Raw genomic sequence first — 12,785 nt, forward strand, 5'->3', positions numbered from 1 at the left:
CATTTCTTTTTTATTCATGTATAGTTTCAAAGTGGCAGCCCAAGAGCTGCCCTTTGTTCATTATACCCCTGACAATGAATTGAATCCATTGCCGTCAGCAATGGCTACAAATGTTTTTCAAGACAGTGAGGGATTCATTTGGATGGCAATTCATTCATCTGGTTTGGTTCGTTATGATGGAACCAAAAAGGATCTGTATGGGCAAAAGGATGGTGTCAAAGACCTTGGGGTTTGGCAGGTGGTAGAAGATAAATTAGGCTATCTGTGGGTAACATCCAATTCTGGGTTGGTGGTATCAAAAGAGCCCGTATCTAACTATAAAAACGGGCGGAGGTTATCTTTTACCTCAGAATATGAGGGTAAATCCCTCTACTCCGAAATCGTCAATCTCAATCAAATAGCGGTAGATAGCAGTGGGATTGTTTGGGTCGGTACTGTAGGGAAAGGGTTTTTAAAATACCTGATCAATGAAAAAAGAAATCTGGAAGTAGATACATTAAATATCGAAAAGAAAGGCAATACGCCTCAGCAGATTACCACAGTTTTTTCAGGAAAGGGAGGAATATTGGCGGGGATAGGTGGAGGCCAACTTGTCCGAATATCAGGCAATAAAATCCAATTGATTTATTCTTCCGGCAAAAACTCTGAAGATCAAAATTTTGCTTCCATTCTGGAAGATGAGAAAGGGAAAATTTGGGCTTATAGGCAAAATGGAGAAGTCCTTCTTTTCCAAAGTGAATTAAGCGAACCTATAAAAATTGCTCAATTAAAGCAATCCAATATTGCCAGTCTTGCAACTGTGACTGAAGGTAGTGTATGGGCAGTAAGCGGAGTCAATGGGATTATCAGATTCAATGATCAATCCGGGGAAATAATCGGTCTTTTCACCCGATCAAATGGGTTATTGAGCGATAATGTTTTTAATGTAAGCAAAGACAGGGAAGGAAACGTATGGATTGCCCAATCGGGAGGGATTTCAAAGTTGAGGTTTAATTTCAATGCTTTTGAAAATTTTAGCACCCGTTCTATAGCTGGAGAAAAGCCCATTTTACCTTCTGCTAAAGTAAACTCTATACTTACGGTTCCTGCCAGTTCTTACCCTTTTCGGGTTTTGGTTGGAACCGAGGGGGGTGTCTCTTGTATCTCCGAAGACGGGAGTTCCACCTATATTACCCAGGCAAATGGTCTAACAGGAGATTGGGTAAATGGTCTCGAATTGGATCTCGAAGGAAGGATTTGGATAGCCACCACCCAAGGGTTGAATGGGTTGGTATTTGATCCGAAACTGGTTCTAAAAGATGCAGTTGAACTCAAAACTATCACTATAAATGGGAAAACAGGAATCCTATTTACTATCCCCAACAGTCCCCCCATTATTGCTTCTGAAAAATTGGTCATTAAGGGGTCCACTGAGGTAGAAGATATAAGCTCCATTTGGTTTGCTGGATTAAGGAGTATAGTCGGAATTGTCTCAGGGAAAATATATGTCTTTGGAATTGAATCGGGGCTTCCTCCTGTATTAAATAAATCGATAGCTTTTGATGGAAATGGACACCTTTGGGTTGGTACTGTGGATAAAGGAATTTACAGAAGTATTAAAAAAATAACATTAGCATCTCTTTCTAAAGATGCTGATTTTGCAGATGAGTCTAAACTTTTTGAGCAGTTCTGGTCAACCCAAAATGGTGCTCCAACAAATCACATTGAAAAATTATTGTGGAAAAACGGTAAAATGTGGGTTGGAACTCAAGAAGGCCTACTGCTACTTGATCAAAACGCAGGTGCCATTTTGGATCATATCACCAAAGAAAATGGATTGCCTGCCAACAATGCGGTTAGTTTTGCAGTGGCGCCTAATACTCAAAATCTCTGGATAGGTACTAATAGCGGCCTTGCAGAAGTTGATATGGAAAGTGGGAAAGTTCTCAACCAAGTGACCAAACAGGATGGATTGATTGCAAATGAGGTTTGGCTTTATGGTTCTGTGAAAGTAAATGATGAGGGACTTGTTTATTATGGAACCTCCAATGGCCTATCAATTTATAACCCACGGTTAGATAGAAAAAATAATGTTCCACCTGTAGTGGTGCTAACCTCCGCCTTGATATCATACAGAACCGAAGGCCGTAATGAAGCAATATTTGAATACTCCGCCCTTAGTTTTTCAAATATTTCAGGGGTAAAATACAAAACCAGACTTGTTGGTTATGATGATGATTGGTCTCCCGAAACAAACCAAAAGAGACTGAGATATACTAATTTGCCTGCTTTCTTTTGGTCCAAATCATATACACTAGAGGTGATGGCCATCAATGACAGCGGCGTGGAATCCTCGGAGCCCATGACATATACCTTTTGGGTGAAGCCTATATGGTGGCTCCGTTGGTGGGCATTTTTGATCGTATTATTCATTTTCGGTATGGTTATTTTTTATTTAGACAGAATCCAAAGGAAACGGGTCTTAAGAAAAGAACGGGAAATTGCCAAATTACGGGAAGCCGAACTCCAAGCAGAAGCTGCAATAGCCAAGTCATTGGCCTCAGAAGCGCAAGCCCAGGCACTTAAGGCAGATAACGAAAAAAAGGCAATAGAACTGGAAAAAATACAGGAATTGGAGAAAGCCTATCAGGAACTCAAGTCCGCCCAAAACCAGCTCATACAGGCAGAGAAAATGGCTTCTTTGGGAAGACTTGCCACAGGTATCGCACATGAAATAAAGAACCCGCTCAATTTTGTCAACAATTTTGCCGCACTTTCCAGTGAATTAGTCGATGAATTGACCCAAGCCATGAGGGATAATAATCAGGTTGAAATCGACTATTTGATGGAAAACCTAAAAATCAATGCAGGTTTAATCGAGAATCATGGAAAACGAGCAGATGCAATTGTAAGGTCAATGATGCAGCATACGCGTTTGGGGAAATCAACTTTTGAAATAGTTGAAATCAATAATCTTGTCGAAAAATACATCGATCTAACCTACAACAGTAAAGGCGCCAATAATCCCGGTTTTTTTACCACAATTAAAAAAGATTTCCAGCCAAACTTGAAGAAAGTTAAAGTATCGGGCCAAGAGATTGGTCAGGTTCTAATCAATATTATTGGAAATGCATTTGATGCGGTTTGGGAAAAAACCAAAAACAACCCAGTAGGATTTGAACCTGAGGTTACGGTTTCCACTTTTATGGCCGGGGATAAGGTAGGAATCAGGATTTCAGATAATGGACCGGGAGTACCAAGTGAGAATCAAGAGAAAATTTTTGAGCCCTTTTTTACTACCAAACCTACAGGAGAAGGGACAGGACTCGGTCTTAGCTTAAGCTATGAAATCATTACCCACGGACATAATGGATCTTTGCTCTTGGAAAAGAAAAATGGTGAAGGTGCTTCGTTTGTTATTTTACTTCCTGTTTACTAACCTCCTATTAAATGGGATTTTTTTTTGAGAATTAAATTCAAATAACCGCTCCAGATCATTGGCCCAAGCCTCCTCTGATATTTTTTCTTTATTGGCATGGTAAAATTAGCCCTAAACAAAAGTCATCTGAGGCTTATTCGTCTTATTTATTTGAATGAAGGGCGATTTCATTTCCTTCACAATCATGAAACAGAGCCATGAATCCAATGTTCGGGGCAATTTCTGTTTTGGATTGAATGATCTTCCCGCCGGCTTTCTCAATTTTACTGAGCTCTACACTAACATCTTCAGATGAAAAATATATTTTGGTGCCCTCAGCGCTCGGTTTGTAGTATCCTTCAGCTTTCACAAGACTTCCTCCCGCACCCTGCTTGCTTTCATCCCAAGGAAACCATGCCATGTCGATGGGTCCCATTTGATGACGATCCAATTTACAATCAAACACGGCTTCGTAAAAAGCTATTGCTCTTTCCATATTTTCGACCGGAATCTCGAACCAGCCAACGCTTACATGTCTCATAATGATTAGGGTTTTAATCCATAAATTTAAATAAATTCGTTCAAAATTTTCCATATCAAAATAACAGCCTTATGAAAAGTAGAAACCTGAATTCAAGAAGATTATTTTTAAAAACATCCTCAATTGCCGGTATCGGTTTAGGGATTTTTGGGAATTCGCTCGGATTTTCTTCTGATGAAATAAATGATCCTAAGGAAAAAAAAGTCGGGATTATTGGGCTTGACACCTCCCATAGCATAGCCTTTACCAAAGTGCTGAACGGGCATAAAGATTCCAAGGATTATTTGGGATACCATGTGGTTGCGGCCTATCCTTATGGAAGCAGGGATATCAAATCAAGTATGGATAGAATTCCCGGCTATACGGAGGAGATCAAAAAAATGGGAATTGAAATAGTGAGTTCCATTGCTGAACTTATGGATAGGGTTGATGTGGTCTTATTGGAAACCAATGACGGTAAACTCCATTTGGAACAGGCAATGGAGGTTTTTAAAGCCGGAAAGCGTATGTTTATTGATAAACCCATGACAGCATCCTTGAAAGATGCGATAGCGATTTTTGAGGCAGCTGAAAAATTCAAGATTCCGGTTTTTTCTTCCTCGTCATTAAGGTATATCACCGGAATAGATAAAATCGATAAAAAAACAGTTGTGGGGGCAAGCGCCTTTAGTCCGGCAGAATTGGAACCTACACATCCGGATTTGTTCTGGTATGGCATTCATGGTGTAGAGACATTATTTACGGTGATGGGAACAGGCTGTGAATCTGTAGTAAGGGTCAGTACCAAAGATACCGATGTCGTAGTCGGAACATGGAAGGATGGTCGGATAGGGACATTCAGAGGAACACGATCCGGCAAACATGATTATGGAGGAATGGCATTCACCGAATCAGGAAATATAGTCTTGGGACCTTATGCAGGATATGAACCCCTTTTAGTGGAAATTGTAAAATATTTTGAAACCGGAATTGTTCCAGTACAACCAGAAGAAACCTTAGAAATACTTGCCTTTATGGAAGCAGCCGATGAAAGCAAGAGGTTGGGCGGAAGAAGTGTCAAATTGGAGGAGATAGTGAAAATGGACAGAGGATAGTTATCCAAACTTTCAACTTGGAAAATAAACATTGAAATGGAATTTCATACCGCCCTTTAATAAAAGAGGGGGGAGAGATTAAAGTGAGCGTTTTTGTCCCTTTAGGGACTTAATATGGGTAGAAAAAAAATGGTTAAAGTCGCTTTCCGTGCCTTTAGGTATGGTATATATTCTATCCTTTTATTTCGGTCAAAATCTCATTTAAAAAAAAGGCCAAGGAAAGATTAAACCTTCCTCGACCAATTCTCCTTCCATATCTTAAACTCAGAAAGAGAAACCCTGAACCTTGCAAAACTCCCTTCGTGGATGGCAAGTAATTCACCTTCCACAAATTCCGCAAACTTGTCTCGATCTTCTTTCGGAAGTTTTGCTGCTTTTGATTTGATCAATTCAGAACCTTCTTTGGGACTCAGATTTGCCGAGATGATCTCAGTAATCAGATTTTTGATTTCATCCCTATATTTGGTCCTGAAAGGATCCGGCTCACTGACATTCTGTCGAATCGCTGCATAGCGAACGGCAGATTTCTCATAAGCCCACATAAAGATATCCTTCAACAGATCCATTTGATTCAACTCATAAACCCCGAGAATCCCTTGCGTGTAAAGTTCATTGGGAACTTCCACAAAAGAAATCGGTGAAAGGTTATGCTTGAACAATGGAATATTGGCAGCCAATCGGGAAGTCCTTTTATTGACATCATCAAAAGGCTGCAAATAGGGAAGGTGTACCATCATAAAGAATGCCTGTTCAAAGGGATTCTCGATGGCTTTTGCTTTTTCTAAAATCAGATCAAACAGCTCCGCTATCAATTGTGGAATCGACAGCGGAGTATAAGCCGATTGATAAATACCGACAGGAATAGACCTCAACCTACCGATTGAATTAGGGTCACGCATCAGGTTATCAGCCAATAATGCATGAAGATTCAAAAGGATATACTTGTTGAAGTCAATTTCCTCACCCAATTGAATCAAAAACTCAATCGCATCCTTGTGATTGATGATCATTTGCGCCTCTTCCAGGGATTTGCCCTCAGCCGACTCACCCAATTCAATCAACCTTTGGGTATCCAACAAAGAATAAGTATTTCCTTCCAGCCTACTTGAGTTCCAAGAAAGGTCAATCAACAACCTGTTCAGGATTTCCCTGGCATGGGTCCCGGCAGGTTGATTTTTATTGTTGGTTTGACCCAATACAGTCAGTTTATGGATTTCATCATAAGTCAGGTAGGCATCAAAATTTGGTCTGTAAGATTTCAGAAGGTTTAAATTGTAACCCACCTTTTTTCGTTCCAGAAGTGGTTTTGACAGGTAAGCTATAATTCCCTTCCCCTCTTTGGAAATTGAAATCCCCTCTTTCTTGGGACGGATAAGCTTTTCCTGCTCTCTTTCCATGACAAGACTTAGCCCATGAGAAATATGGTATTTGGTGGACTTTGATCCCCCAGAGGTATAAATTTCTCCCTCCTCCTTTAATGTCTTGAGTCGACGCTGTAAAGTCCTTAGCTCCAAGTCCACCCCATCACCATGCAGGATATCCTCAATAGAAGCACCATAAGGGAATCTCTCTATAATCCCTTTGATAACCAGAAGATCTCGTTTTGTGGATACATTAACCATTGTCGCAAATTTAATTATTCACGACAAATTTATGACAAATATTTAGAAAAAAGAATTTAAACGACAATATTTTATACATTCACGACAAAAAGTATTTACTGCATTTATAAAAAGTTCAAGAATCAGGAGGTTTTTATTTAAGATTTTGCTGAAACACAACTTTGCCATCCTTGAAGATTTTTTGAACATAAATCTGACACCCTTCTTCCAAAGAAAAAATAACCACATCATTTTTTTGATCCAAATCCATATAAGCAGCAGGAATGGTGGATGCCATTTTCCAGGCATCTGAAAGGGATTTCAATTTCTTGTCAATTAGATATTGTACTCCTTCCAATAAACATTTACTTGCTCCTGCCAAAAGGCCATTTCCATGTTTTAATGCCAGTTTCCCATTTGGTTCCAGAATCACTTGTTCACCGATATGAGTGCCGTATTCTCCCGCTTCCATGCCACAAAACATCGTGCTGTCACTGACCAAAAAAGCTTTTTCACCTTTGGTTTTCAAAACCACTTTCAGAAAAGATTCCCCCAAGTGAAAACCATCTGCAATCAGGCTGGCATACAATCCATCATGAGCCAATTGATCCCAAAGGATATTGGGATGACGGGGAAGCATCAAAGGAACCGCATTGCCCAAATGGGTGGAAAGACTTGCGCCGGCTTCTGCAGCCTTAGTGATTTCCCCAGACAACGCTAGGCTATGCCCAATCGCAACCTTAATTCCTGATTCTTGACATTTTTTGATTAAGTCCATTGCCCCTTCTAATTCAGGTGCCAGAGTAATCAATTTTATCAAACCTCCCGAAGCATCCTGAAATTCTTCAATCAATTCCCAGTTTGGAGACTGAATATATTTAAGATTGTGTGCCCCTCTTGCCCCATCTTTTGGGGAGATAAAAGGCCCTTCCAGATGAATTCCGGCCACACAGGATGCAATCAAAGGGTGTTGATAAACGGCCTGACGAAAAGTTTTGAGTATCCGTAGGATATTATTCTTTTCATTGGTGATCAGTGTTGGGAAAAATACAGTAACTCCCTTGCTAAGGAGATATTGAGCAGCCTTTAATATTTCCTCCACAGAAAGATTTTCATTGTTGAAATCCACCCCATTGACCCCATTTACCTGCAGGTCCACCAAACCCGGAGCGAAAAAAAGATGCGAATCCGATTCATTTGGAGTCGGTTTGACACGGGTTTCAATCAGTTTGTTTTCGGAATTGAACAATGTATAGTAGCCGCTCAATAGGTCTTTTCCAATGGTTTCTTTTTCTAAGAAGATTTGTTCTTTGTAAGCATCTTTATCTGTAAACAAATGGCAATCCCCATGAATCCTTAAAATTGAAGCAGGGCATTGAGTTCCAATGAAACCGTAAAGAGCTTTTTGCAATGCTTCCTTCTTGTTTTTACCCGGAACAACACAGGAAATAAAATCTGCATTCAACAGAGCGGGAACAGTTAGGGTAAGCGCATGTTTAGGTACTTTCTGCAAATTGGGAAAACAGCCATCATTTACCTGCTGCTGTCGGCATGCTGTATCAAGGGTTACTTTTTTTACAATGGCAGGATCATTGAATAAGGCTACAGGGGGGTCGTTAAAAGCAATATGTCCGTTTTCCCCAATCCCCATACAGACAATATCAATCGGGGATGCTTCTATAAGGGCAGCATATCGGAGACCTTCTGACTCAGGATCATTGTTGCCATCAATAAAGTGGATTTCCCTGAAAGGTACTTGATCAAATATTTTCCTTTTGAGAAAATTAGCAAAAAGGGCAGGATGATCTTTTGGCAGTCCGAGATACTCATCCATATGAAATGCAGTGATCCTGTTCCATGGGATGTCCTTGATATTGACCAGTGATTCCAGAAACTCATTTTGGGAAGGTGCCGCCGCAAATACCATCCTTATGGATTCTTTTTTGGAAAGTAATTCAAGGATTTTTGACGCCACAACTTTTGCTGCAGCCTCACCCATTTCCTTCCTCGAATCGAAAACATTTACTTCCATTTTTATTCTTGACTTATGGATTTTAGAAGCGATTTGACATTTTCCGGAACCCTTTTGATTTGAATCAATCCGATACCTGCATACACTATGGCCGACACAATCAAAGGTAAACTGACCTGTAAAGCCAAACTACTGATTTCAATGTTTTTGGTCAAAATAAAAGTCAACAAACCTGAAAATATAGATCCAATGGCTGCTATCGGCCCGCAGGACCTGAATGCTGGAATCAACCCAAAAAGCATCGGGATGGCAATCGGTCCTACCAATGCACCAAACCAGGAGATGATCAAGCCCAGAATTCCACCAAAATATTCATATTGGAGTGCAATAAGAATGGTCATGCTGGTGAAAATGAATGTGGTAATTCTGGCGATTGCCAATGAAGATTTGCCGCGACCGAGTTTTTTTGAAAACGTAGGCAAAATATCCCTAGTAATCACAGCTGCAATGGTATTGATATCGGAGGAAGTCATGGACATGGTATTGGCGAATAAGGAAGCGATGACCAATCCTACCAACCCAGAAGGTAAAAGCAAAAGGGTCAATTCCCCATAAGATTGACTTGGGTCAAGCAAATCAGGTAATAAAATCGGTGCTGCCCACATTGGGAAAAATAAAATCAAAGGCCAAATCAGGTACAAAATCCCGGAAAGCCTGGCCGCTTTGGTGGCTTGATCTTCGGAAGGTGATGAAATATACCTTGTAGCCAAATTCCATTGACCCCCGTTGTAAGACAGGAAATTGATAAAAAGAAAGGCTAGGGCAAAACCTGCCCCGTACGGTTCATTGAAAGGTTGGCTGTTTTCGGGAGGAAGCTGATCCCAAATGATATATAGACTTTCAAACCCGTCCATGTATTGCAATACAGCCACAAACATCACGATACCTGCCAACAGTTGGACAATAAATTGGGTGAAATCTGTGATTACCACCGCCCAAAGTCCACCGAAAGTAATGTATAGCAATGAAATCCCTCCTGATATCAGTATGCCAACAGGGAGACTGATTCCTGTAAAAACATTCAATAAAATGGCAATTGCTGCCCACTTGGCCCCGATATCAATCAACTTCAACAATACCCCGCTCCAGGCCATAATCTGTTGGGTAAGGAGATTGTAGCGTTTTTCCAGGAATTCCAAGGGGGATTGAATCTGAAATTGTTTCCTCAACCTCACCCATAACACCGGAAAAACCCGGGCGCTGGCAAGAATAGTTGTACCAATAGTCAAAGCCCACCAAAAATATACAGATACACCATGGGTATATGCCAAAGCAGCGTAGGCCACGAATACAGCACCACTGTAGCCGGATACGTGATGGGAAATCCCGGAAAGCCACCAGGGTAAATTGCCCCCTGCCACAAAATAATCTTCAGCGCTACTGTTTTTGAAATAGGCATATATCCCGATGGCCAGCATCAAAAGGAAAAACAGTCCTATAATAATAAGGTCTAAGTCGGTTAACTTCATTGTAACTTTGGGCTATTGGGAGAGAATTGGGGGAACTTTCAAAGTGTCGGTTCCCAACCCGGTTGGTATTCCCTGCTCCAATATTTTGAAGCTTCCTTACTGTTAAGAATATGGCCGTTTTTTGCGTCTATGTTTAGGGTCTCTCCTGATCGCTGCGCAATATTTCCCAATTGGACCAAAAGGGTGCTGGTCTGTCCTCCATTGATTTCTGCTGCCAATGGTGTTCCTTTTTTGATCGCATCAAACATGTTTTGGATATGAATGGCATCCAATTCCTGCGTAGGGTCAGAAAGATTTCTGGCATCCACGGTACGTTCATATTTCACCTCTTTGACCAATTTGTTTTTCAGATCATAAATGGCATAAGCATTTCCTCCTCCGATATTGACAGACCCCTCTTCTCCATAAAAAATCACCCCCACGCTTGAACCTTCATTGTTGATACCATTACAGCTTCTTCCTTCCCAGGTAATCAGAGAATTGTTGTCAAACTCCAAACTGATCATTTGTGTATCCGGAGTTTCCCAGTCATCTTGGTATCGGTACCTTCCTCCCGAGGATGTTGCCTTAGTCGGGAATTCCACACCAAGTCCCCACCGGGCAAGATCTACCATGTGGGTTCCATTATTGAGGGCTTCACCGGTACCCCAATTCCAGAACCAATGCCAGTTATAGTGGATGATATTGTCCCGGTAATCTTCCCTCGGTGCAGGTCCCTGCCACAGCTCGTAATCTAGGTGCTCGGGTACAGGAACTTTCTTTCCAATCCCGATAGGTCCCCTGTTGTTGGTGTACCATGTTTTGGCGTAATAAGCCCTCCCTATTACTCCATCATGAACTTCCTTGATCGCGGCAGCCACATTGGGCCAAGAGCGCCTTTGGTTGCCCATCTGAATGACTCTTTTGTATTTTTGGGCAGCCAGAACCAAGATTTCTCCCTCATGTGGATTATGACTGGATGGTTTTTCCAAATAAACATCTTTACCCGCCTTGCAGGCCAAGATTGCTGCCGGTGCATGCCAATGGTCTGGTGCTGCAACAACTAATACATCTACATCTTTATCTTCAAGGCTTTTTCTGAAATCCGGAGTGGCTTTTGGTTGATTGTCCTGGATTTTTGTAACCGCGGTAATACATTTTTCAGCCGCAATGCTATCAACATCACAAATATGCAGTACTTCGGCATTGGGCTGCATGGCAAAATTCTGGGCCAAGGCATTGCCTCGGCTGTTCACACCCATGACTGACACTTTGATCCGCTCATTTGCACCCAAGATTTTTGCATAACTTTTGGGGCTGAATCCGGGAAGTATCCCTCCGATGGACAGGGCGGTTGTTCCGGCTATGGTTTTTTTAATAAATGTTCTTCTATTGTTTTTTGGGCTATTCATAGGAGGGAGGTTATTGGGTGGATACCATACATCGTTCAGATATTCCAAGATAGAAAATCCTCTTTTGATATTTGCTTTAAATATGCTTTCTTTATTCAAACGGTCAGTAGAAATCATGAATAGCTTGGTGGGTTTTCAACTTTTTCACGAAGCATTCAAAAGATTTAAAAAATTTAATTTTCCACCTAGGTACAGTAAAAAAAATTGAATAAGAAGTATGATCCTCAGTTATTGGGTCAAGAGTATCAAAATGAGATTTAAAAAAAATTAACAATTAACCCATGATTATATGAAAAAACTATTCTTACCTCTTTTACTAATTGGTGTAATATCAGTACATACCAATCTTTTTGCCCAAGATGATATTTCTGACGAAGTATTGATAGAACTATACAAGGGCGCCCGTGTTACCGATGTGGTGGATGGCTTGGTGACGGTTGGGTATATGGATGTGGGCGTGATGGATCCAAAAATCGCTCCACTTTGGAAAGATGTGGAAACCATGGCACATCGGTTTTCGGGGATTGCTGTGACGGTTCGGTACGGACCTACCAACAGGCCCATGCATCCCGGTGCAGATTTGACCAAACCGGAGAACTATGAGGAATATAGAAGATGGAGAGGCATGTGGTATTCTCAATTATCTTCCGAGCCATTTCAGCAATACATCAAACCAGGGACTGTTGTCGTGATGGATAACAAGGACGACAATGATACCGGCTCAACAGGTTCCAAAAATATCATGGATTGGCAGGAAAAAGGGGCAGTAGGCTTAGTAGCCGCGGGAGGTGTCAGAGATATAGATGAGGTAATCAGGCAACGGAATCCTGTATATATGAATTATTTTGAGAGAGGCAGGGGAGAAAGGATTGGCCGGAATGAATTTATTGATGCCCAAAGACCGGTTGTAGTGGGTGGCTGTTTGGTCTATCCCGGTGATGTAATCGTGGCCGATGGTGATGGTGTGGTTGTCGTTCCTAGGAGAGTAGCAGTTAGGGTTGGTCAGATAGCCTACATGGAATTGGTAGACGATATGAAAGGCAGAAAAGAGCTTTATGAAAAAACAGGAAGGGAACTGGATAAGACAGTGATCATTTTGGAGGAACCAGCCGCATTTTTCAAAAGACTGGGTTTACCAATTGACCCCAATAAGAAATAGAGTTGCTAAAATGAGGAAATCACAAATTCCTTAATAAAGCGGCAATATCTATTTCTGAATTAAAATCAAAAATGAATTTTAGTAAACCTCAAAAATAAAAA

At 41.1% G+C, this 12,785-nt stretch carries 8 protein-coding genes; 3 read left to right on the forward strand and 5 right to left on the reverse strand.

The window, feature by feature from the left end; genetic code table 11:
• Window positions 1-16: 16 nt before the first annotated feature.
• Window positions 17-3,418 carry a sensor histidine kinase gene (locus B9A52_RS10500; RefSeq protein WP_172805196.1) on the forward strand — a complete coding sequence of 1,134 codons (3,402 nt, stop codon included), beginning with the start codon at window positions 17-19 and terminating at the stop codon, window positions 3,416-3,418.
• A 142-nt stretch (window positions 3,419-3,560) separates the two neighbouring features.
• Here B9A52_RS10500 and B9A52_RS10505 read toward each other — a convergent pair whose 3' ends face one another.
• Window positions 3,561-3,938, reverse strand: coding sequence for a VOC family protein (locus B9A52_RS10505; protein ID WP_084123464.1), 378 nt, complete (start codon window positions 3,936-3,938; stop codon window positions 3,561-3,563).
• 71 nt (window positions 3,939-4,009) lie between these two features.
• On the opposite strand from B9A52_RS10505, the gene B9A52_RS10510 reads away from it, so the two are divergent.
• Entirely contained in the window at window positions 4,010-5,032 is a 1,023-nt protein-coding gene (locus B9A52_RS10510; RefSeq protein ID WP_084120434.1) for a Gfo/Idh/MocA family protein, read from the forward strand.
• A 224-nt stretch (window positions 5,033-5,256) separates the two neighbouring features.
• Here the strand turns inward: B9A52_RS10510 and B9A52_RS10515 are convergent, their stop codons facing one another.
• The 4 genes from B9A52_RS10515 to B9A52_RS10530 all read right to left on the reverse strand — a co-directional run bounded on the left by B9A52_RS10515 (window position 5,257) and on the right by B9A52_RS10530 (window position 11,525).
• Entirely contained in the window at window positions 5,257-6,654 is a 1,398-nt protein-coding gene (locus tag B9A52_RS10515) for a Fic family protein (RefSeq protein WP_084120435.1), read from the reverse strand.
• A 133-nt stretch (window positions 6,655-6,787) separates the two neighbouring features.
• The gene (locus B9A52_RS10520) at window positions 6,788-8,665 is read right to left on the reverse strand and encodes a 6-phosphogluconolactonase (protein ID WP_084120436.1); all 1,878 of its coding nucleotides are present in this window, start codon (window positions 8,663-8,665) and stop codon (window positions 6,788-6,790) included.
• Window positions 8,666-8,667: 2 nt separating this feature from the next.
• Window positions 8,668-10,134, reverse strand: coding sequence for a sodium:solute symporter family protein (locus B9A52_RS10525; RefSeq protein ID WP_084120437.1), 1,467 nt, complete (start codon window positions 10,132-10,134; stop codon window positions 8,668-8,670).
• A gap of 38 nt (window positions 10,135-10,172) precedes the next feature.
• Window positions 10,173-11,525 carry a Gfo/Idh/MocA family protein gene (locus tag B9A52_RS10530; protein ID WP_084123465.1) on the reverse strand — a complete coding sequence of 451 codons (1,353 nt, stop codon included), beginning with the start codon at window positions 11,523-11,525 and terminating at the stop codon, window positions 10,173-10,175.
• A gap of 289 nt (window positions 11,526-11,814) precedes the next feature.
• Here B9A52_RS10530 and B9A52_RS10535 point away from each other — a divergent pair, with 289 nt between their 5' ends.
• Window positions 11,815-12,684 carry an RraA family protein gene (locus tag B9A52_RS10535; RefSeq protein ID WP_084120438.1) on the forward strand — a complete coding sequence of 290 codons (870 nt, stop codon included), beginning with the start codon at window positions 11,815-11,817 and terminating at the stop codon, window positions 12,682-12,684.
• Window positions 12,685-12,785: the final 101 nt, after the last annotated feature.

The sequence above is a fragment of the Aquiflexum balticum DSM 16537 genome, assembly GCF_900176595.1.
Classification (GTDB): Bacteria; Bacteroidota; Bacteroidia; order Cytophagales; family Cyclobacteriaceae; genus Aquiflexum; species Aquiflexum balticum.